Origin of the sequence: Leucobacter chromiireducens subsp. solipictus (assembly GCF_016758195.1) — a bacterium.
GTDB lineage: Bacteria > Actinomycetota > Actinomycetes > Actinomycetales > Microbacteriaceae > Leucobacter > Leucobacter solipictus.
The window spans coordinates 274,036-297,044 of the sequence record NZ_QYAC01000005.1 but is presented as its reverse complement, the minus strand read 5'-3'; the positions used below and the strand labels follow the sequence as shown (position 1 = coordinate 297,044).

At 61.3% G+C, this 23,009-nt stretch carries 11 protein-coding genes; 8 read left to right on the top strand and 3 right to left on the bottom strand.

Going from position 1 to position 23,009, the window contains the following annotated elements:
* Nucleotides 1–10: 10 nt before the first annotated feature.
* The 7 genes from D3230_RS10975 (at nt 11) to D3230_RS10945 (ending at nt 11,442) form a co-directional block, all read left to right on the top strand.
* A complete protein-coding gene (locus D3230_RS10975; RefSeq protein WP_202345073.1) occupies nt 11–394 on the top strand; it encodes a DUF2304 domain-containing protein in 384 nt (127 codons plus the stop codon).
* Nucleotides 394–2,382 (top strand): DUF6541 family protein, encoded by a 1,989-nt coding sequence (locus D3230_RS10970; RefSeq protein WP_202345072.1) that lies wholly within the window; start codon nt 394–396, stop codon nt 2,380–2,382. The genes D3230_RS10975 and D3230_RS10970 overlap by 1 nt, the downstream gene beginning before the upstream one ends.
* A gap of 66 nt (nt 2,383–2,448) precedes the next feature.
* On the top strand, nt 2,449–3,186 hold the full coding sequence (locus tag D3230_RS10965) for an acyl-ACP--UDP-N-acetylglucosamine O-acyltransferase family protein (protein WP_202345071.1): 738 nt from the start codon (nt 2,449–2,451) through the stop codon (nt 3,184–3,186).
* Nucleotides 3,187–3,325: 139 nt separating this feature from the next.
* Nucleotides 3,326–5,500: a CDP-glycerol glycerophosphotransferase family protein gene (locus D3230_RS10960; RefSeq protein WP_202345070.1), complete on the top strand. Its 2,175-nt coding sequence runs from the start codon at nt 3,326–3,328 to the stop codon at nt 5,498–5,500.
* Nucleotides 5,501–5,697: 197 nt separating this feature from the next.
* Nucleotides 5,698–6,564 (top strand): ABC transporter permease, encoded by an 867-nt coding sequence (locus D3230_RS10955; RefSeq protein ID WP_202345069.1) that lies wholly within the window; start codon nt 5,698–5,700, stop codon nt 6,562–6,564.
* Nucleotides 6,548–7,675: an ATP-binding cassette domain-containing protein gene (locus D3230_RS16040; RefSeq protein ID WP_337249159.1), complete on the top strand. Its 1,128-nt coding sequence runs from the start codon at nt 6,548–6,550 to the stop codon at nt 7,673–7,675. The genes D3230_RS10955 and D3230_RS16040 overlap by 17 nt, the downstream gene beginning before the upstream one ends.
* Nucleotides 7,676–7,722: 47 nt before the next feature.
* The gene (locus tag D3230_RS10945; protein ID WP_237467433.1) at nt 7,723–11,442 is read left to right on the top strand and encodes a CDP-glycerol glycerophosphotransferase family protein; all 3,720 of its coding nucleotides are present in this window, start codon (nt 7,723–7,725) and stop codon (nt 11,440–11,442) included.
* 38 nt (nt 11,443–11,480) lie between these two features.
* On the opposite strand, the gene D3230_RS10940 is transcribed toward D3230_RS10945, so the two are convergent.
* Entirely contained in the window at nt 11,481–14,627 is a 3,147-nt protein-coding gene (locus D3230_RS10940; RefSeq protein WP_202345066.1) for a polysaccharide pyruvyl transferase family protein, read from the bottom strand.
* A 259-nt stretch (nt 14,628–14,886) separates the two neighbouring features.
* Here D3230_RS10940 and D3230_RS10935 point away from each other — a divergent pair, with 259 nt between their 5' ends.
* Nucleotides 14,887–17,475, top strand: a complete 2,589-nt coding sequence (locus D3230_RS10935; RefSeq protein ID WP_237467359.1) for a bifunctional glycosyltransferase/CDP-glycerol:glycerophosphate glycerophosphotransferase — start codon at nt 14,887–14,889, stop codon at nt 17,473–17,475.
* A gap of 58 nt (nt 17,476–17,533) precedes the next feature.
* Here the strand turns inward: D3230_RS10935 and D3230_RS10930 are convergent, their stop codons facing one another.
* Together D3230_RS10930 and D3230_RS10925 are read right to left on the bottom strand one after the other, a co-directional pair.
* Nucleotides 17,534–19,375 (bottom strand): S-layer homology domain-containing protein, encoded by a 1,842-nt coding sequence (locus tag D3230_RS10930; RefSeq protein ID WP_202345064.1) that lies wholly within the window; start codon nt 19,373–19,375, stop codon nt 17,534–17,536.
* A gap of 157 nt (nt 19,376–19,532) precedes the next feature.
* Entirely contained in the window at nt 19,533–23,003 is a 3,471-nt protein-coding gene (locus tag D3230_RS10925; RefSeq protein WP_202345063.1) for an FG-GAP-like repeat-containing protein, read from the bottom strand.
* Nucleotides 23,004–23,009: the final 6 nt, after the last annotated feature.

Below are 23,009 nucleotides of genomic sequence, written 5' to 3'. Positions count from 1 at the left end.
TCCCCAAAATATGACGCTCTTTCAGTTCCTGCTCATCGCCGCGGTGATCGTGGCCGCGACACTCGCGGTCCGGTTCCTGCCCGGCGAACGCTCGCTCGCTCTGAAGCGGATCTTCGCGATCCTGTTTGTGATCGCCGCGGTCGTGGCGATCCTCTTCCCTGGCGCGCTCACCACAGTGGCGAACTTTTTTGGGATCGGGCGCGGCACCGACCTCCTGCTGTATCTGTTCATCGTGGCTATGCTGATCTTCGCGACGGCGACGGTGCGCGCGAAGGCGCGCAGTGACGCCCGCGTCTCGGAGCTCGCGCGTGCGGTCGCCCTCATGGAGGCCCGGATCACCGAGGCGCACGACGACCCGCACCGCCCGAGCGCCGAGGAGACCCCCGCACCGTGATGGCCTGGATCGCCTTTGCCGCCCCCGTGCTCGCGGGGCTCCTGATCATCGTGGCGCTGGGCGTACCTTCCGCCTGGGCACTTCGCCTCCGCGGCATGGCGGTCCCGCTTGTCGCCGTGCCCGCGGCGTTCGCCGTGATCGCCGTCAGCAGCGTGGTCGCCTCGATCGCGGGGGTGCGCTGGTCGCTGCTCCCGGCGCTCGCGCTCGCGCTGCTCCTTGCCGTGGTGCTCCGGCTGCTCCGGCGCTGGATCGGCGCACCAGCCGGCCCCCGGGCAGGCCGGACTCAGCGCGGCGAACTCTGGCTCGGCCTGGCCGCGGCCGCAATCGGTGGCGCCGTCATCGCGATCTCGCTCGCCGCGGGGCTCCGCACGCCCGGGGCGATCTCGCAAACGTTCGACGCGAACTTCCACCTCAACACGGTGCGCTACATCCTCGATTCCGGATCCGCGTCGCCGTTCACGATGGAACTCACCACCCCCGGAACACCCGGGTTCTACCCGGCGCTGTGGCACGGTTTCGTTGCGCTGATTGTGCAGTTGAGTGGCGCGTCGGTGCCGCTCGCCACCAACGCCGCGCTGTTTGTCACCTCTGCGGTGATCTGGCCGGTTGGCGCGGTGGCGCTGGGCCGCGCGATCGCCGGCCCGAGCACCCGGGTGATGGTGATCTCCGGCGCACTCGCGGCCGCGTTCCCTAACTTCCCGCTGTTCCTCGCCGGCTACGGCGTGATCTACCCGAACCTCTTCGCGCTCGCGCTGCTGCCCTACCTGCTCGTCGCGGGCCTGCAACTGTTGAACCTTGGGCCCGCACGTCGCGCGATCCCGCTCGCTCGCGGGACCCGGTGGCTGCTCTTCGTCGGCGCGCTCGGCGCTGCGGCGCTCGCGCACCCCAACATCATCCACGCGGTGCTGGCCTGGGGCGCGATCCCCGTGCTGTTCGTTGTGTGGCGGGGCCTCCGGGGCGGCACGGTTCCCGGGCCCGACGGTGCCCGGGCGCTGCCGCCGACGCCCCTCGCACTGCGGCGGGTCGGCGCGGTGCTCGGTCTCCTCGTTCTCGCGGCCGCGATCCCGGCCGCATGGATCCTGGGACAGACCTACGACAACGCCTGGCAGGGGTTCTACGGGCCGCGCAGCGCCGCGCTCCAACTGATCGGCGGGACGCCGCACCTCGCCGGGCACGCCTGGACCGTGGCACTCATCGTCCTGCTCGGCGCGCTGCTCGCGTGGCGCTCACGCACTGTGCGCTGGCTCCTGGGCTCCGCGGCGGCGCTCGCCTTCCTCTACTGGGTGTCTGACGGCTTCCCCTCCAACGACTGGCGCACCGCGATCGTTGGCCCCTGGTACAACGACCCCCGGCGCCTCGCCTCCCTCGTGCCGTTCGGTGCGCTCCCGCTCGCCGTGCTCGGCGCGTCTGCCGCGTGGGCGATGCTCCGCCCGGGACTGCGCCGCTTCGCGAGCATGGGCTCCGCCCGTCCGCGGCTCGCGCATCGCATGCTCACGACCTTCGCAGTGCTGTTCCTCCTCGCCGCTGGACAGGCCGGAACGTTCTCGGCCATGCAGTCGCTGCGCGATGGCTACGACACGCACGACGCGATCCTGCTCGACGATGACGAGCGAACGCTCCTCGAGCGACTCGGGGAGGACGTACCGGAGGGCGAGACCATCGCGAACAGTCCGCTGAACGGCGGCTCGCTGGGCTACGCCATCGCGGATCGCCCCGTCCTGTTCCCGCATACCAACGGCACGTATGACCCCCGGGCCTACACACTCGTGACGAAGCTGACCTCGGATCCGGCGGCCGCGTGCGCCGCCTCCGCGGAACTCGGCGTCGAATACGTGCTCGACTTTGGCACGGACTACGTGTTCGAGAACGCGGCGAAGGTGTGGCCGCAGTTCGATCAGCTCAAGCATCTCGACCGCTCGCCACTCCTCACCGAAGTGGACCGCGAGGGCGACGCCGCGCTCTACCGGATCACGGGGTGCGCGGAGTAACTCCGCTCCCCGGCATTTCCGCGTGAGCGCGCTAGCATCGAGTCAGACCCCGTACAGAGGAGCAGCATGCCCGCATCGATCAGTTCGCACGCGTTTATCGGCGAAGGCGTCACACTTGGCGCGGATGTGACGATCGGCCCCGGCGCGGTGATTCTGGGTCCCTGCGTGATCGAGGCCGGGGCGTGGATCGGACCGGGTGCCCAGATCGGCGCGCCACCGGAAATGTCGAGCCTGCGCCAGAACGCGGCCTGGGCCGGCGATCTGGACCACGCGGGCGTCCGCATTGGGGCCGGTGCCGTGATCCGGGAAGGAGCCGTGATCCACCAGGGCACCTACCGAGAGACCACCGTCGGCCCGCGCAGCTGGGTCCTGAACCGCGCGTACCTGGCACACGATGTCCTGCTCGGGGCAGACACCACGGTTTCCGCGGGCGTGTCGATCGGCGGCCACTGCGTGATCGGTGATCGCGTCAACATCGGAATGAACGCTGTGGTGCACCAGCGCCGCGTGATCGCGCACGGCGCGATGGTGGGCATGGGCACTCCCGTGACCCGCGACGTGCCGCCGTTCGCGAAGGTCTATGGGACGCCCCCACGCCTGGCCGGGGTGAACGCCGTGGGGATCGAGCGCGCCGGGCATGATCCCGCCCTTGCTGAGGTGCTCGCCGCACACTACGCAGAGGGTGAGTTGTTCACCGGTACAGACTGGGTACCGGATAACCTCGGAACGCTGGCGGAAGCGGTGAGCTGGTGGCGAGCGCAGGGTGATCTGCGGCCGATCGAACGCCACTTCTCTGAGAGCTAGGTCAGGTTCGTGGGACCACGACAATCAGGTACCCTGGTAAAAGCCGAGCGAACCCTGTGAAAGCTGGAATACTGCTGTAGCTCGGCACCAAGGTCATTGCTCACTTCAACATTTTCGAGGGTTCCCTTTGCACTCCCTTGTGTCTATAATCATCCCGGTTTACAACGCGAAGCAGTATTTACAACGTTGTTTGAATTCTGTCTATGCCCAAAGTCACGAGAATCTCGAGATCATTGCGATCGATGACGGATCAACTGACGGGAGTTCGCGAATTCTCGAGCGCAATGCGGCGCAAGATCCGCGACTGCGCGTCATCTCGCAGGAAAACCGGGGTCAAGGAGTTGCGCGCAACCGCGCACTCGCAGAGGCTGCCGGAGAGTTTGTCTTGTTTGTGGACGCAGACGATTTCATCGAACCGCGAACTGTTGAACTCACGCTAGCACGAGCCATCAAAGACGAATCAGACTTCGTGCATTTCGACTGGAAGCTTGCGAGCCGCCTTCGCCACCGCCCCAAGGCATACAATTACTTCAATATTCGCAATATCTGGACCCGGAGCATTCTCCAGGGAGCGGAGTGCGATGAGCTCATGGACACAGTGAGCTTCTTTTCGGTCATCAGCTTGTACCGCCGGGCGTTCCTGGACGAGCACAATATACGATTCGGAGAGGGATACGTCTACGAAGACAATCCGTTCTACGTCCTGTGCGCGAATCGCGCGACACGAGTCTCATTGCTCCATTCACCACTCTATGTCGTCCAACCGAGCGCAAACTCCACGACCCAGTCCAACGTCAACACTGACCGGCATGCCTTAGGACATCTCAAGGCAATTCGTGCATCCCTTGCGCGGATAGAAAGCCGCAGCCCAGCAACTCTGACGTACTTCGCGAAGTACCATCTCCAAAAGTTCATGGAGTACTACGGAACGAGAGTTCCGGCAGAGCACCGCGCCGCCTACGCCAGAGGATTCGTGCAAGCGTTCTCCGACACAGAGATCGTGCTCGATCCCAGCATTCCGGTGAACCGATATCTCAAGTATTTTGTTCGTTCCGGTACGTTTACAAAGATGCGAGTTGGGACCTTCCAACGAGTCATTGATGGGCGCCACCGGCTTGTGCCCGGCACAAAGAAGCGGATCGCACAGCTCCGCAGGCAGAAACACTCCATTCTCGATAGGAAGCGACCAGTCGCCCCAGAAGCACTACTGCCGGCCCAGGCCCAGAAACTACAGGGCGCTTTCCTATTCCTCGGCTTCGATCATCGCTTCTCGGGAAACTCTCGGTATCTCTGGGAGGAAATCTCGAAAGACCCGCGCTTCCGAGAGCAGCCACGGTTCTTCGTCACCGATGATCCTCGGGTTGAGGAAAGTGAACGTATTTCCCCCAGCGATCACGGCCTCTTGTGGGCAGCGCTGAGAAGCGCAGCCGTCGTGCTTGCGGAGTCCTGGGTGCCATTGAGCTACCCGAAGTCGCCGGAATCAGTCTGGATACAGCTGTGGCATGGAACCCCACTGAAGAAGGTACTGTTCGACAGCGCAGAGCGCGAGATCATTTCTCACCGCATCGATCACAAAGTACTGAAGCATCGGGACATCCAGAAATGGGACTTCCTGGTATCCGATAGTGATTTTGCTACACAGACGCTCTCTTCCGCATTCTTGTTCCCCTCGGAGCGAATCCTACAAACTGGATATCCCAGGGTTCGATACTTGCGAAACGCCAGGATCGATCGGTCGGTCCGTCACTCGATCCGCGAACGTCTCGGAATTGCTCCGGAGACACGGGTCATCGTCTACGCCCCTACTTGGCGTGATTACAACTACGGTCTTGAGGACGATCAGATGGACTGGTCCTTCAGCATGGACCTTGGCCAGCTCTCAGCGGCTCTGCCCGCAGACAGCGTGATACTCTTCCATGCCCATAACTACATGCCGCACGACGAGACTGTTTCAACGGCTCAGATCATTGACGCGAGCGAAGAAGACATTCAAGATCTCCTGACCATTGCTGACGGCGTTATCTCAGACTATTCATCACTCATTTTTGACTGCTTTGCTGCGGCAATTCCCGTCGCGCTGTATTGCACGGATGAGGAGCGTTTCCTTGCAGGGCGTGGAATCTACCCAGAGGCCTGGGAGGCGCTTGAACCGATTAAGAGCCGTTCAACGACAGAAGCAGTTTCCATGCTGATTTCTCCCCCATCAATGCAAACAGAGAAGGCTTTTTTGGATCACTACGCGTTCAAGGAGCGGCTCAATCTCATCGATTTCCTCGACACACTCGACCTCACCAATCTGGGGCGGGACTGGTAAGGAATGTGCGATCGCAGCTTCGGCGACGCCCAGACCCCCGGTCTCCACGGATTGGAATCTCAGCTCTTCAACGAAGGAATAGTGCTTTTAGGGCATAAAGCAGCATCCGCACTCAGCAGTCAATCTCGCGTGAGTTCCCTTCAGTTCCAGGTCCGGTTCGAAATGTCGCACAGGCTGACCCGCTAGACTCCTCTGTCGTGGCATATGTAGCAGCACTTTCCGACCCGGAGTTTGACACCCCGGGAAAGAGTAGAGGTCTGGTTGACGTGTTCCGACACCGATACCTTCTCTCACTTCTGCTCAAGAAAGGCATTACGACCCGGTACTACGGCTCCGTGCTGGGATGGGTATGGTCTTACGTCCGGCCCGCAGCACAGTTCCTCATGTACTACCTCGTTATCGGGGTGGTCTTAGGGGCAAACCGTGGCATGGATTTTTTCCCGGTGTATCTCTTCGCCGGTATCATCACGGTAAATCTTTTCAGCGAAGCTCTCCGTAATACAACCAATGCGATCACCGACAATGCTTCTTTGGTAAAGAAAATTTATCTGCCCAGGGAGCTCTTCCCGGTGGCAGCTGTTGGGGTCGCATTTGTACATTTCCTTCCGCAGGCTGCGGTGCTGTTAGCGGTATGCCTGTTCTTCGGCTGGACTATCACCTGGATACAAGTCCTGGCGTTCGTCATCGGCTTGTTCGTAGTGCTCGTTTTCGCACTCGGTCTGGGCCTTTTTTTCGGGGCTATCAACGTCGCCTACCGCGATGCCCGCAACATCGTCGATCTCATTCTCATGTTCGCAACGTGGGCGTCTCCGGTCCTTTATTCCTGGGAGATGGTGCACAGACTTATGCCGGACTGGCTATTCAATCTTTTTATGGTGAATCCTGTCACCACCGCCGTCGAGCTTTTCCACAACGTCTTTTGGTTGCCCTTGGCTCCGGACACGCCAAGGCCCGAGCATCTTCTGATCAATGCCGGGATCGGGCTCGCACTTGCGATCATCACACTACTTATCGGGCAGTTCACATTCAGAAAGTTGGAGGGAAACTTTGCCCAGCACCTCTAATTCCGCAGATGAGACGCCAAAGCCCGCGATTGTGCTTCACGACGTTAAGAAGACGTTTAGAATCAAGCACACTCAGTCGTTCAAGGAAACATTTGTTTCAACCCTGCAGCGCAAGGAGCTCAGTTCCTCTTTCAACGCGATCGACGGGTTAAGTCTCGAGGTCCCTGAAGGCCAGTCCATTGCTTTACTTGGCCGAAATGGATCCGGTAAATCTACGACCTTGAAACTCGTTTCCGGTGTTATGCGTCCCGACGACGGTTGGATCCGGACCCGTGGCCGTATTGCTGGTCTTCTTGAGGTCGGTGCCGGTTTCAATCCAAACCTCACGGGACGCGACAATGTCTACCTCAATGCGGCAATCCTTGGCATGAGCCAAGCGGAGACCGAAGAGCGCTTCGAGGATATCCTCGAGTTCTCTGAGATAGGCGACTTCATAGACACCGAAGTCAAACATTATTCCTCGGGCATGTATTCGCGGCTCGGCTTCTCCGTAGCCGTCCATACCGAACTCGATGTGCTTCTCGTCGATGAGATTCTGTCTGTCGGCGATGCGGCCTTTAGGGCTAAGTGTGCAGAACGCATGCAAATGTTGCGAGCGGCAGGCAAGACGATGTTCGTAGTCAGCCACTCCGCGAGTCAAGTCAAGCAGCTCTGCGAGCGGGGCGTCGTCCTTCAACGAGGGAAGATCGTATTCGACGGCCCTATCGACGAAGCGGTCGCATTCGTTGATCCGAAGTCGGGAAAGCTGAGTTCTGGCCCCGTGAGTCACACGGTTCGGGGTGGAATCCGAACGATCTATGAGCGGAACAGGAGCGGTTACGGCCGTCCTCTTCATAACGAGGTCATGGTCACCGAGAACGGTGGAGGGTGGTTTCAACAGTTCGAACACGGACTCATTACCTACTCCAAGGCCCTCAAGAAAGGGCACGGTCTCCTGCATGGCTCCTTCCTCGAGGAGTATCTCGAGCAGGGAGGCGCAATGGGCGAGTGGGGTTTTATCGCTGGACAACCAAAGGGACGCGCCGCTGACGGTAACCGGGAATTGGAGTTCCAAAACGGCACCGCAAGGTATGACGCCTCCACTGGTGTCACGTTTACCGAGACAACTTAGAAGGCGCTTTCACCGAACGATCCGCTAGACTTTCACGAGTGTCATCCATGCGCGCGATCGTAAAGTCATTCGGGCAGGGACTCGATCTCATTCTCGATCGTGAACGCCCTTGGCGACGCAGTTTCTTCATTCTCCGCAGGTTGGAAAACACGCGGGGCTTCCGAAGTCCTGCCGTGGTGCAACAGCGCGAACGATTTGAAGCCAAACTCCCGCGCTACCCCGAAGCATTGGTTCCATATCTGCAGTGGGTCTCTGAACAGGAGAGCTACGATTCAGCGAAAGAAGTCTGTCGTACACTCGCTCTCCGTGAAGACACCACCGCTGCCCTTCTCGTGGAGATCGCGAAATTCCACTATCTCACGAACAGCACCGCTCTCGGGGATGGCTACCTTGAGCACGCGAAAGTCGTGGACCCTAGGCTGCTCCGTATCTACGACGAGGAAGCCTGGAATCAACGTGCCCGAGGAAATCTACACCGCGAGCTCCAAGCAGTACATCACGCGATTAGCCTTGCGCCTGACGATCAGACGCGCCTATATTGGCGCGTCTGGCTCGGGGAGGCGTTGATCCGGCAGGGCCGATTTTCTGAGGCCTGGGAGCAGTTGCGTGACTTTTCGGAGGTCGACGCAGGCGATGTCCGTCTCTTGAGCGCCGCTTACTGTGCGCACAAGCTAGGACTTGCTAACGAATCAGCTCGCGCATACCGTCGGTTTGCGCCAGTGGGTACCGAGGGTGTCGATACCGTCACTGTAGCTCGTTTGCAGTTTGAAGTGTTCCAACGCGCAGAGGAATCCGCCCGACTCCTTGGCGAGGTAGACGCGACCTCTTCCAGTGAGGTCCTCGAATTGAGCGCGGACCTCCAACTCCGACTCGGCAATCCGTCAGCGTCAGCAGAGCAGCTGCGGATTGTGGCTGCGCGTGTAGATAGAAGTGGGTCAGCTCGCCCAAAGCTCGCGCAGTTGCTTGAGCTCCTTGAACGGCGAGATGAAGCCCTCGAAGTGTACTTGTCATTAACGAGAATAGAGCTCACCCCGTTTCTGCTCTTCAGAGCGGGGGAACTGCTCGCTGCTGCGGGCCAACATGAGCGGGCGGTGACGAGATTCCTCACGGAGTTCCCTGCGTCAAGCTTTCCCCAGCTCGCTTCGACAGATGTGGATCCCACTCTTCCACGTCTCCTCACCCAGCTTGAAACGACTGAGAGTCAGGGCCTTGAGAAGATCCTTGGGGAGATACTTTACCGCGCAAGTTCGGCGGAGCTAATCCTTGCAGCTTCTTTGGCTTTAGCGACCCATCTCGCACAGCGTGAAGCATGGGGCGCCGCCTGGGACTCAATCCGAATGGGTCAATCTGATCGCCTGCCGAGTGTTCCTCTCACTGATGGGAGTTGGGAGACGCCAGGGGCGCAACGAGCGCTGCACTACGCAGAGCGGGTTGAGACCGAACCTCTAGCATTCGAGGTAACTCTGTACGAGTCTTCTCTCGGAGCGAACACGTCGTGCAATCCTTTGGCCATCTGCTTGGAACTCCTAGATGACCCAGCGCACGCTTCACGCATCCATGTCTGGAGCATTGAACCTGGTGCCGCCATTCACCCGGATCTTCTGAATCGCGCGAACGTCAGGTTCGTTGCGAAAGGGTCCCCCGGCTATTTCCACACACTCGCCGTGGCAGGCACCATCGTCAATAACGCCACTATCGACCATGAGTTCATCAAGCGCCCAGGGCAGCGATATCTCAATACATGGCACGGGATTCCGTGGAAGTTCATGGGTCGAGATAACCGGTCTGAACCCTTTGCCTACGGCAATATCGCCCGGAACTTCCTGCATGCGGATGTCGTGTTGGGCCCCGATCCACACACTCTAGACGTCCTTTCCCGCCGCCACGACGTAAACGAACTTGTGCCTGACGTATTCGTCCGTGCCGGCTATCCGCGGAACGACCTTACCTTGAATCTCTCAGCAACCCGGCGCGAACGCATGCGCGCTGACCTCGGGGTGAGCCAGACTGACAAACTTGTCGTACTGATGCCCACGTGGAAGGGCACGTTTGCAGATCGCAGCAGCGAAGTCGACCACGTGCTCGCGGTAGCACATGGGCTCCTCGACTCGGGTGCCAAGGTCGCTCTCCGCGCCCACCACTATGTAAGCGCGGCGTTCTATACGTCGCCTGTTTCTGGAATCAAACTGGTACCTGCCGAGTTCGATACGAATGAGCTCCTTGGTGCCGCGGATGCCATCGTCACGGACTTTTCGAGCGTTCTGTTCGACGCAGCTGCCACAGGCGTTCCTGTTGTCAAGCTCATTGAGCATATTGATCAATATGCTGCAGATCGCGGTCTCTACTTTTCAGCCGACGAGGTTCCCGGAGCCAACGCAGCAACAACATTGGAAGCTGCACAACTTGTTGCCGCTGCATGCGCGGACCCCGCCACATTCATCGCCCAGTATGCCGACCAGACAGCACGATTCAGTGCTGCCGAGAACGGCTCCTCAGCTCGACGCGCGATCTCGCTGCTCTTCAACCACGCGTCTCACAGCAGTGCACCCACCCCGGCGTCACCGAAAAGCATCCTCCTCTCCACGGGTGGGCTCCCTCCGAATGGCATTACCCGTTCAACTCGGAGCCTCATCGCTTCCTTGCCGCACACCGGATACACGCCCTACCTCATTCCCGGTAAGAACACGCTGGATGGGGCAGAAGCAGAAACGCTGAGCGACGTGCGACGGTACGCGAAAGTTCTCCCGCGAGTGGGAGTTGCCGCCGGTACGCGTATGGAGCGAGAGGCATTGTACTTCGGCACCGGACGAAACTACGTCCCGAATCCCCTGGTGCAACGGTACCTGGAGTCCGGAGCCCGGCGGGAGGCGCACCGACTCTTCGGCAACACCGTGTTCCACTCAGCCGTGGAATTCAGCGCCTACGACGCCAAAAACATCGTGTTGCTGAATTTCGGGGTCCAGGTTGGCGATGGCCGCCGAGGAATCGTGTTCCACAATGAGATGTGGCAAGAGGTGCAGAATCGTTTTCCCCGACTCCGATCCGGTTTCTTCTCCTTAGGTCGGATGGACTTCCTCGCCTCAGTAAGCGATGGGGTGCGAGACTATAACGCGAGCACGATGCACGAACACTTCGGCATCGCCGTCGACCGTCACATCACAATCGAGAATACGATCAACGTCGCTGAAATCGGAGAACTCGCACGTACACCGCTCGATCCTGAGGACCTCGAGTGGTACGCGGCGGACGCCGCTCACGCATGCATCGTCGCACGTCTTTCCCCGGAGAAAAACCACGCACAGCTCTTCGACGCACTACACTCATGCCGGCATGAACTGAGACGGCAGATCCGAATCACCTGTCTCGGTGATGGCCCTCTCCGGATGGAACTCGAACATCAGCTCCACGAGCTGAACCTCACGGATATCGTGCGACTTCGTGGTCTCGTGCCCAACCCACAGGCCCACCTCAAAGCAGCTGGAGCGCTGATCCTTCCATCTCTCCACGAAGGCCAACCGTTGGTGATTCTGGAGGCACTGACCGTTGGTGCGGCGGTCGTCGCGACCGATACTCACGGGTCACGCTCAGTGCTCCAGAACGGGGCATTTGGTCCACTCGTCCCCATTTCAGAATCCGGGCTTGTGTCCGCGCTGCATCGAGTTGCCGATAACAATTTGGACGGCACGGCCTCCTTTGACGCAATGGAGTTCACCGCGCACTCGCGCGAGATGTTCCTCAAAGCTATAGACCCTGAGCGCGCAAGATAGACGACTGGGTGGCGGATACAACTCCGGCACCCAGTTGCTCACCGACGACGCAACCGTTGCAGTGCCAGCCGAATCCGGTCGCGAGTACGCGCTCCAGGAGGTCGCGCCCGATCCGCCAGATCGGCGAACTCAGCGCGCAGATGATCGAGTTCCCGGCGGAGCTGGTCAGCCTCACGGCGAGAAGATTTCTCCGACAACTGGTGCGCGCGTTCCATTTGCGTGATGCGGGCAGCGTGATCCTCGACATTGACGAGATTGTTCATGCGATACATGTTCGTCGCCTCGTGTGCGACCCGAGACATTGCAAGCAATTGTTTGTCGTGCGTACCGCCCCAAGTCCACGAGTCCACCTCCGGTGCGTCCACTACCGACACAGGCTCGTGGGTGCGAATACTCTGCACAATCGCGTCCCACCACCGAGACTGAAATGCCCGCTGCTCTGCACCGGCCCCACTGACATGGGCGGCAAGTTGATCGCGGTGCAGGCTCAGCGCTTCGAGAAGCGGAGCGCCAAGTACCGAAGTCCAGTACTCGAATGGCAGCGCGAGCGATTCGACGCCAAACGCAGCCAGAGCCCCTCGCATACGAAGCGCGGAATAATAGCTGGTCACCAGCCCGATTGCCGGGACACCTACTGCGGCACCGAACACCAACGGATGATAACGAGTCGACACGGTGTATTCGGCCCCCATGGTGACTGCAAGTACCTCTCGCGCGGAGATCATCGGCAGTGAGCGTACCCGGCCGCTCTGTGCGTAATGCACCACACGGTCGTGCCCATACACATCATTGTCCCGCCCCATCTGTTCCGGCATCCCCAGCACACCCATGTGCGGAAGCAATATCACATGGACATCATGGGCCTTGACGATATCGTCGACGATGCGCGCGAGGTCACGGTAGTACTCCTCCCGGCTCAGACCGGTCGAGTATGCGTGGAAGGTGAAGCTCCCAACCACATAGCGTTCGGGAAGCCCCAGCGCTTCACGTTGTTCTCCGGAGAGCTCAACGGGTTGCAGAAGCAAGGCGTCATCGAGGGTCCGCACGACATTTCCGATTCCTGCACCGATCTCCCGCATGAGCGCCGCGCTCGCGCGTTCACGTGCCCCGAACGCTGTGGCGTAGGCGAGGAGTTCACGCACCAGCGGACGGTCTTCAGACACAAGGAGGGGTCCCACGGTCTGACTCGACACGAAGAGTGGGACGCCCACCGACTCTGCGATGCGCTTGAGTGCCACACGCTCGAAAATGTGCTGCGAGCCACTGGAGTTTAGGTTCCCTCCCCCTGCCACGATGACGGCGTCAGCATTCTTGATCGCTGCTACGGTCAGTGCGTCATGTGAGCTAAGCTCGGCACGTCCGCGCGCACCGGCCACCAGCGTTTCGAGACGTCGTTCCCGGGCCGCACGGGTTTTCTCCCGGACAAAACCAAAACTCGGGACGGCGTCCACACTGTATTGCTCTTGCGTCACCGCGGGTTCGCCAGCGACCACGGTGATCTCGCAGCCGCGCTCCCTCAGCTGAGAGATCGCGGCCTCAGTCATGGCCTCGTCGCCCAGATGATAACGGCCGTTCCAGCTCACATCGCCGATTACAACTACCCGTGGTGCAGTTGGCTTCGATCCGGCTTGCGCGCGAGCTACGAGCATCGCCGGCCCGTGGAAGGTGGCCCGCAGATCCCAGCGCGAACACTCCTGGGACGCCTTCCCCTCAGTTCCTTTCCACTCTTCCTGTCCCAGTGCCTGAACAGGTGAATGGTTGAGTTCTCCCCGGGCGCTCGTCGCGAGCGCGGTGAGTTCGAGCACGTTTGATACGTGCGTGCCGCATACGGCTTGCGGAATGGCGACTTCGGCGACCCAACTCACGCCCTCGTCCGTCGTAGCGTGCGCGGTTGCCATCTGTTGGCGAATGCCCGCGTGAGTCACGAATAGGGAAAGCCGGGAACCAGGCTCACGCAATACGCCGATCGGGTCTGTGCTCCATCCGGTCAACCGGATCGTTCGGTCGTCTGTTTCGACCCGCTGGATCGCGTGCAGGTACATGAGGTCCGAGTGGGACCTCGGCACTCGGGGCACGCCATCCATTGAACTCAGCTTGCGAGCGAGAGAAGTCGAGGAGGGACGGCTCTCGGGATCCCGAGGTGCCCAGAAGCTCGCACTCGTCTGCGCAAAGAACCTGCCCGCGAGCGCGCCGCCCAGCTTGCCTCGGAGCACCGAACGAACTCCGCGCACGTCGCCTTCAAGTGCAGCAGCGTACAGCAGACGATCTCCCAGGAAACGGCGTTCATACGCCGCGAACGAAGTACGTTCCAATCGCGGGCGAATCATCTTGAGAACGTCCCCGCACCATTCATCATCAGCTTCGAGGAAGTCGTTCAAGTAGAAGCGCAGATGATGCGCAAGTACCTTATCGTCAAACTCCACACGTACATCCTCGCCGGATTCCACGAACGCTGCTTCTGCGAGATCGAGCGCCCGAAGGCGGTCCTCAAGATTCTTTCGTGTGCGCCGTTGATTCGTGATCGACTGCCGTTCTTCAGGCGGGTACACGTTCCAGTGGTATACCTCGTCGGGGATCTGGACGATGCCTTGCGCCTCGGCGAGTGTGTGCGCGGAAAACACCACGTCCTCGTACAGCATGCCCTCCGGGAAACGAGCACCAATACGTTCCAGGAACTCCCGCCGATACATCTTATTGGTCGTGAGCGTGTCCTGAGATTCAGCCGGGAGATCGGCAATGGTCGCGCCATAGCGTCGCTCAGTATGGAGATCGGGGAACCAGGGCACCCGTCGATCGCCTTCGTTCCTGAGGACTCGAACCAGCAGTCCCGAGACGATGTCTGCGCCGCTGCGATCTGCTTCTGCAATGTGCGCTGCGACCGCGTGAGGGGGGAGATCATCATCGGAGCCGAGGAACATCACGTACCGCCCCGTGGCCAGCTCGAGTCCGTCGTTCAATGGCCCGCCCGGTGCGCCGGAGTTCTCGACCCGCCGGTGGGAGCGGACCCGGTGATCTTGGGTGACAAACGCGGCGACAACCTCCGGCGTTGCGTCAGTCGAGTGATCATCACTGATGATGACCTCGATGTTGCGGTGCGTCTGGGCCAGAACCGAGTTCACCGCGGCCGGGAGGTGCGCCGCATCGTTGTACCCAATAATGATGACGGAAACGTCGGGCACAGTCATACTGCTGGTCCTCCAGGTTCTCAAGCTTTGCACCAGCGAAGTCCTCGCAGCGCGTCCCCTCTAGGGTAGCCGCACCCCGTTCCTTGGCAGACGAACCGCTAGCCCTGCAACTGTCCCTCCCCTCGGATGTTTCACTCACGTTCACGGTACGATTACCTTGGTACATTGGCTTGCGTCTCCGGGAGAACCGAACGAAATGACCCACGATTCCTCGGCCCCGGTCCGGGTCACCACGAACGAGCACCCCTCGCCAAACAAATTGAGCCCGCAGCTCAGCCTCGTCGTGCCCTGTTACAACGTTGATACGTATCTGCCAGTCCTGCTCCGCAGCCTCGACAGACAGGACTGTGACGCTTCACAAATCGAACTGATCTTCGTCATCGACGGATCTCCGGACGACTCAGAGCGCACTATCGCAGACTGGATGCCTCGTTCCCAGTTCTCAGTCTCGCTCATCGTCCAGGAGAACCGGGGCGTCTCAGGAGCTCTCAACACCGGCCTTGAACGGGCTCGAGGAGAATGGGTGTCATTCTCAGGCCCTGACGACGAGCTCTCCCCTAATTACTTCTCCGAGATCCTCGCAGGAGCTAAAGATCCGGCCGTGTCGATGCTCGTCACTAGACTGGTCCGGATATCTGCATCTGGCGGGCTCAGTTCACACCCACTGGACTACAAGTTCACCGGCGTCAGCAAGAACACCACTGTGCAACTTGATGAGCAACCTGAGATGATCCAGCTTCATGCAGGAATGACCGCGTTTCGTCGAAGCATCATTCTGGAGTCGGGACTCCGCTTTGACGAGCGTCTCCGTCAAGGGTTCGAAGATGCTCATTTCATCGCACGGTATCTCTTGCGTCTGGATCGTCCGAGCTACACGATCCTTCCGCAGGCGTACTACTACTACCTCGCACGAGAGAGCTCCATCACTGCTCAGACGGACTACTCAAAGTACATAACTCTATGTGACGTGGCGTACACCGGCCTGCTCAATGAAGCAGGTGATTCATGTCCTGCTTGGCTCGGCAGTCTTATCCTTTACGATCTCTGGTGGCTCTTCCGTCAATACGCAAACATGAAGTCCAGCGTGTTCGGACTCTCACCGGAGCAGCAGCAGCAACTGAATACTGCTACCCGAAGCGTGCTTCAACGGGTCGGTGTGGACAATATCCGTTCATTCCGTGTCGTCAATACTCCGTTGGACACGAGAGCGGCGTGGGAAGCTGCGGCCCAGCCCAATGGCGAGTCCCATGTTGCAATTCGGCGTGACTACGATTCGAATCGCCAGCTTCTCAAGATCGTGTTCCATAGCACCGATCCCAACGCCCAGGCATCTATAGGTGCCGGCAAGAAGCAGTTCCCAATTGCTTTCCGTCATGCTCGGGCCGTGCTCTACTTTGAGCGGACCTGGATCTACGAGCACATCTACTGGGTTCACATCAATGACGCGATTACTGATCTCGACTCGCTCCGAATCTCGGGCGAGTCCCCTGAACTGGATTTCATGTTCGCCGGTCAAGTACTGGAGCCGCGGCCTGCCGGTCGCCTACTCAAGAAGGTTCCGCCTGGGCTCCCCAAGGTAATACCTCCCGCGCCGGAGTCAGCTTCCACCGCTCCGCAGCTTTCCTCAACTCGCCAAACAATTGCCCGCGAACGGCGGCTCCGACTGTCCTATTCGCTCGCCTACCGGGTCGGAGGATTGATTGGCTGGCGGAAGCAGTTTGCAGATGCCTGGGTCCTTATTGACCGGAACACTCAGGCTAACGACAACGCCGAGGCACTGTACCGGTATCTCAGGAACGCACGACCCGACATCAACGCTTGGTTTGTGATTGATAAGGGAACCAGCGATTGGACTCGCCTGAAGGCAGACGGGTTTCGGCTTGTTGCGCACGGCAGCAAGAAACACTTCGCACTCATGAAAGAAGCGAAGGTGCTCTCGTCGTCGATGATCGACCAGTACATTGTGCAACCGTTCCCCAAGCGGTTCCTACCCAAGACCTGGAGCTACTCATTCCTCCAGCACGGCGTCACGAAGGATCTGCTGCACCGGTGGTGGAACTCCAAGACCATCGACCATTTTGTCACCTCGACTCTCCCTGAGCATCACTCGATCGCTGGCAGCCCGTCGCCGTATAAGCTCTCCGAACGCGAAGTTACGCTCACCGGTATGCCGCGCCACGACCGCCTATTCCGGCTCATGCAGGATGCGCCAACACGTCCACCGGGAACCCACCGCATCGTCCTGATGCCGACGTGGCGAAACTATCTTCTCGGCGCAAACACGGGTGCCGAGCGGGATCAACTCGATAGTTTTGCAGAATCGCAGTTCGTGTCCGAGTGGTCCGGGTTCCTCAACGGACCGTATCTCTCCGAACTGTCGCAGCGGCCCGGGGTCGAAGTTATTCTCCTCCCGCACCCGGGAATCGATGCACATTGGAAAGACCTCCTCGTTCCTCCAAGTATCCGTCGTGTTTCCTACGTCGGGGATGACGTACAGGAGATACTGGCAGGCGCGACCCTCGTCGTTACGGACTATTCATCCCAAGCATTCGAGGGCGCATTCTGCGAGGCCCCCTCGGTGTATTTCCAGTTCGATAGGGCCGAGTTCTTTTCCGGCGGTCACATCGGTTCAGCGGGGTACTTCGACTACTTCCGGGACGGGTTCGGCCCGGTTTGTGAGGACCGCGCAACGCTCGAGCAGAACCTTGAGGAAATGATCTTGGGTACGCACCCCGAGCTTTCCGAGTACAGCCGCCGCATCGAGCGACTTTACCCGCTCCGAGACGGCAAGTCTTCTGAGCGCATCGTCGGCGAGATTGAGTCTCGGCTCCGCCCCTACAGCGGTTAGGTATCTGCTGGGGCGGAGCACCAACGTGGTCCTCCGCCCCAGCCCATGCCGCGAAATCTCAGTGCTTGAGCCGGTAGATGAACGCCGCCATCGCCTCCCGCGAAACCCGATCCTTCGGGGTGTATTTCGGCTTCCCCGAAGGCTGCTTCATCCCGGTTGAGTACCCCATCTTGTGCATCCAAGTGATCTCGTTGTAGAACTTGTCACCCTTGCGCATGTCTGCGAACGGAGAAGTCGCCGGGCCCGAATACTTCGCGCCCTCCAACCTGTAAATGAACGCGGCCATCGCCTCACGTGAGACCCGGTCCTTTGGCGCATACTTCGGCTTGCCTGAGGCTTGCTTAATGCCGGTCGAGTACCCCATCTTATGCATCCAGGCGATCTCGTTGTAGAAGGGATCACCGCGCTTCACATCGGCGAATGGCGAAGCAGCCGGACCCTTGTACGTGGACCCTTCCATTCGATAGAGGAATGCTGCCATCGCCTCTCGCGAGACACGCGTTTTCGGCTGATAGACCGAGGCACGGCCATCGGCGGTTTTGATGCCAGTGCTCAGCCCGCTCGTGCCCATCCACTCGATCTCTGTGAAGAACTTGTGGTTTTGGGGAACGTCCGGGAAGAACGTGTTCGGGGTGCCGAACCAAGACTTGTAGAACTGGTAGAAGTTGCGGTTCCCGTAGCTGGAGCACGCGTTCCCTTCACCCCACCCGGCGTCGAGCGCTGCCTGGTTCGGGCGGTACGGGGTGTAGATGTAGAGCGCGGCCGTCGCCCAGTTTTCGATATACACCGAGGACGTGCCGCAGCTGAGGTTCGGGTGCCACTGGACCAGGTTGTTCTGGAACGGACGGTAGCGGTAGTTGTTCGGGTGGGCGCGGTACACCTTCAGCTGCCAGGCGCTGCGATATACCTGCTGCATGAAGCCCGTGTCTTTCGGGTTACAGTTCGCCGAGTTGTTGGGCCCGGAGTCCGGGCAGTTGTACCCCATCGCTCGGTCGAACTGGCGTGCGGTCGGCCAGCTGTCCGTCACAAGGCTCTGTTCCTTCTCGAGCATCACAAGCAGGACTTTCGGGCTGATCCCGCAGGCCCGTGCCACCTTCGAGATGACGGTCGCGGAGGATTCAGAAGCTGCGCCGGTGTAGGCATTGCAGTAGGCGTTTGCAGGCCGGGTGAGGGAGGTCGTGTTCCATTTCGCGTTCTTCAAACATGCCCACGCGAGCGTGGTCGTTCCCCAGGGCTTCCCCATCTCGCGATTTGGGTCCCCGAGTGTGCATCGCGGAACGCGCTGGTTGAGGAAGGTCTGGATCTGGGCAGCGCTCATCGCGCTGCCGTTGTAGAAGTTCGAATCCGAGATGATGTACCCCGCTTTGAATCCGCTCGCGAGGTTCGCGCGAGACGTGATCGCGCCGTGCTGGGCTGCAAGCTGCGCCGCACGCTTCTCCGCCTCTTGCGCGCGCTGCTCCTCCGTGAGTGGCGTCAGCAGTTCCTCTTCCGAGTCATCCGAATTTGGCGCAGGCTTCGAGTCATCCAGCTCCGTTGGTACAGCAGGGTCCTCCGCTGGGACGGGAGATTCCGAGTCTTCGGACGGGCTCGGATCACTCGGGTCCTCCGGAGATCCGGGGTCCTGCGGGCTCGTCCCCTCCCCGTAATTGGGATCATCCGAGTCAGGATCACCCTCCGGGTTCGGCAGGGGTTCCGTACCCGGGTTCGACGTGGTTGGCGGTGCCGGCTCGTCCAGCTCCCCCGGCGCATCGAGCTCGGCCCAGAGCGCGGCAGCGGGGGCTGTCGGGCCAGGCGCGGCGACCGGTGCGTCCGCGGCCGAACTCGTCGCAGGTGCAAGCAGTCCCGCGAACATCGCGAGTGCAATGGCACGCGGGAACAGTCCTCGGGTGCGTCGGATCATACGTTCCACCTTAGAGTCGGCACTTCATACTCCGCAGCAGGAACTTCCCACTGAGTAACTCCTGAATCCAAATGAGCGTGGCTAGGCATGCGACAAACATGGGATTGGGCAGTCACTCGGCGAAGCCATCCGGAATCTGCGGGCCAGCGGTTGTTCGTCACCCTTGGGTCTCCATTCGGTACAGGAACGCCGCCATCGCTTCACGCGAAACTGCGCCGGCCGGGGAATACTTAGGTTTCCCCGAGGGTTGTCGGATGCCTGTCGAGAGCCCCGAGTCATACATCCAGGAGACCTCACGGTAGAACCGATCTCCCGGTCGGAGGTCAGCGAAGTGAGAACTTCCAGGGGCCCGGTACGTGGGGCGCTCAAGGCGGTACAGGAACGCGGCCATCGCTTCACGCGAGACCGGAGCTTTCGGGTCATACACCAATCCGCGAGACGTCTTGATCCCGGTGCTCAGGCCGACCGCGTGCATCCAGGCAATTTCACGATAGAACTGATGGTTGGTCGGGACGTCCACGAACGGCGATTTGGGCGGTGCCGCGAACGATTTGTCTGCCGCCAAGCGGAACAGGAAGGCGGCCATGGCTTCACGGGTGACGTTTGCCTTCGGTTGGTACTTGGGCTTCCCCGACGGTTGCTTTACCCCGGTGGACATCCCCGAGCTGAACATCCACCCGATCTCTCGGGAGAACTGGTGGCCGGCCGACACGTCAGCAAATGGGGGCTTCGTTGGCGGCACCGGGGTTCCAGGTATCTTGACCGTTTCCGAACCGGCAAACGCGTTCGCGTACCCGTTCTTTGCACCGGTCACGGAGACCGACAGCCTTCGCGCGACGTCCTCCTGCGTCACACGGTAGCTTGCCCGAGTCGCCCCGGAGATTGCGGAGCCGTTCCGATACCACTGATAGCTCAGTGCGACCGGCGGGGGACCCCACGCACCGGGCTCCGCAGTGAGGGTCGCTCCCTTCGTGGGCGTCCCTGTGATCCGGGGCGATGCGGGCGTCAAGCTCCCCGGTGCGACCGAGTAGCTGTGCGATACCCGCGTCACACTGGCAAATGCGGGTTTGGTCCCGACCGTCCGGAATGCGATCTGCGCGCCCCGATCTGCGGGGGTCAATGTGTAGCTCGTGCCCGTCGCGCCGGAGATCGGTTTCCCGTCACGCAGCCACTGGGAGGAGAGCTTCACCGGTGAGGGCTGCCACTGCCCGGTGGTCGCCGTCACCCGCTCACCCACGCGTACCTGCCCGGAGATCTGCGGAGTGGGACGTTGCGCAAGGGTGAGGATCCCGACCGCGCGCGGGTGCGCGGTGACGCTCCAGCCTCCCGCGGTGGACCCCATCCCGGCGTGCTCAATCCGGGATGCCCCAAACGCCTTGCCGGAGCTTTTCGCGATCCTGACTCCGTCGGCGCTGAAGCCCACGATATCGGCGCGGCCGTCTCCGTCGACGTCGGTCACTTGGCGCGGCTGCGTATTGTTGCGCCACGCTTTGCCTCCGAACTCTCCGGACCACCGCGTCGGTGCAGCAAATCCCGTTCCGGTGCTCAGCGCAACCGTCACGCCGTCATTGTCGAAGCCCACGATATCGGCACGCCCGTCGCCGTTCACGTCTGCGAGGACCCGTGGGTGCGCGCCCACCAGCCACCCCGCGGCGGTACCGAACCCGCCACGCCATCGCATCATGGCGCGGAGTCCGCTCCCGGTGTTGAGTGCAACGTAGACGCCATCAGAAGCGAACGCAACAAGGTCCGGCCGCCCGTCCCCATCGACGTCCGCGAGGACTCGGGGATGTGCGGCCATGCTCCAGCCGTCCTTCCCGGCAAACTGGGTACTCCACTGTTTCGCCCCCGCGAAACCCTTCCCGGTATTGAGCGCAACGTACACCCCGGCGTTCGAGATCCCGACGACGTCCGGTCGGCCGTCCCCGTTCATGTCTTGCAGGAAGCGCGGCGTCTTATCGACAGTCCACCCCTTGATCGTCCCGAAGCCGTCGTACCACTTCTGCATTCCGCCGAAGCTCGATCCCGTGTTCAGCGCGACATAGACGCCGTCGGATGCGAACGCCACGATATCCGCGCGACCGTCGCCGTTCACGTCGACCAGGGTGCGCGGGTGGTGTTCCACCGCCCACCCGTCGGCCGCCCCGAACTGCGCGGTCCACCGCTGCATCGCGGAGAAGCCGCTCCCGGTGCTGAGCGCCACGTAGACGCCGTCCTCCGCAAAGCCCACCACGTCAGACTTGCCGTCCCCGTTGACGTCAATGAGCGTACGCGGGTGCCGCAGCGGCGACCACCCGGCCTTCGTGCCAAACCCCGACACCCAGGTCTTCACCGCGCCGAAACCCGTCTTGGTCCGCAGCGCGACCTGCACGCCGCTGCTGCCGAAGCCGACCGCGTCCGGTAGGCCGTCCCCGTTCACGTCCGAGTTCCACGGAAACAACTCCTGGGTGTCGTCGAGTCCGTTGCCGTCGCCGTCCGCCATCTGCACCGCGCCGGTCGCGGCAGACACCGTGGAGGCAGGCCGGTACCGCTGCAGGTCACCCGTCGTCTCGACGGTGATGCGCTTCCCCAGGTCCGCAAGCGTGGGCTGGTAACTCGACTTCGTGGCCCCGGCGATCACGGCACCGTCACGCAGCCACCGGTAGCGGTAGCTCGTGGGCTTCGGCACCCACCCGGACACGGCAGCGGTGAGCGTACCGCCCACCATGGGCGCGCCGGCGATGGTCGGCTTCGTGGTCTTCGTAAACGGGGAGGTGAGGTCGGCGATGTGAATGTAGCCCTGGAACTCGTTCGCGCGGATCGTGCGGCTGTAGTACGCCCCGGCCCAGCCGTAGTTGTATTCCTCGATCACGACGCGGCCGTCGCTGAGCACATCGGCGACCCAGGCGACGTGACCGAATTCAGAGGCACCACCGTAATACGGCCCGCTCCACGCGATCGCTCCCACCTCGGGCGTCGTGTCCACGCGGATACCGAGGCTGCGCGCCGAGGCGCCCCACTCCGCGGCGTTGCCCCAGCGGACAAGCCCGCCGTACTGGTTGCTGAACGGGATCTTGTTCGCCGTGTTGAGTCGCCACGCGACAAACGAGGTGCACTGCCGGTGCGCAAAGTTCCATTCATCCCAGCGCACCGGGTAGAGCGGATACTGCTTGTACTTCTGCGGGTAGTTGTCGCCGATCAGCGGCCGTGCCGCGGCGTTGGTGAGCGGCGGGATAGCGCGGCCGTCCCAGGGCTTTGCGCTCGCCGGCCCGGGCGAATCCGAGGCGATGCCCCCGTTGGCACCGCGCGGTTCCTGCTCGGCAGGGTCGGCATCGTCGGGGGTCGGTGCCGGATCGGGAACGGGCATCGGGTCGGGCGTCGGTGCCGGATCGGGATCAGGAGTCGGCTCTGCCGGGGTCGGTTCCGGGACCACGGGCGGCGTCGTCACGGGAGGTGTCGGGTCGCCGGGCTCCGTGGGCTGCGCTGGATCGCCGCCCGGGACGGGCGCATCCGTGGGGGCGTCCACGACCGCATGCAACGGCTCGGCTGCCGCCGGCGGGCCCGCAACCACGCCCCCCAGCAGGGCGATTCCCAGGGTGATCCCGAGAGTTCTGGCGGCGTGCCGGTGTGCGCGTCCTCCCGAATGCATGTACTC

Coding starts and splice junctions, on each gene's coding strand:
- D3230_RS10975 (WP_202345073.1), top strand. CDS start 11: ATGACGCTCTTTCAGTTCCTGCTCATCGCCGCGGTGATCGTGGCCGCG.
- D3230_RS10970 (WP_202345072.1), top strand. CDS start 394: ATGGCCTGGATCGCCTTTGCCGCCCCCGTGCTCGCGGGGCTCCTGATC.
- D3230_RS10965 (WP_202345071.1), top strand. CDS start 2,449: ATGCCCGCATCGATCAGTTCGCACGCGTTTATCGGCGAAGGCGTCACA.
- D3230_RS10945 (WP_237467433.1), top strand. CDS start 7,723: ATGCGCGCGATCGTAAAGTCATTCGGGCAGGGACTCGATCTCATTCTC.
- D3230_RS10940 (WP_202345066.1), bottom strand. CDS start 14,627: ATGACTGTGCCCGACGTTTCCGTCATCATTATTGGGTACAACGATGCG.
- D3230_RS10930 (WP_202345064.1), bottom strand. CDS start 19,375: ATGATCCGACGCACCCGAGGACTGTTCCCGCGTGCCATTGCACTCGCG.
- D3230_RS10925 (WP_202345063.1), bottom strand. CDS start 23,003: ATGCATTCGGGAGGACGCGCACACCGGCACGCCGCCAGAACTCTCGGG.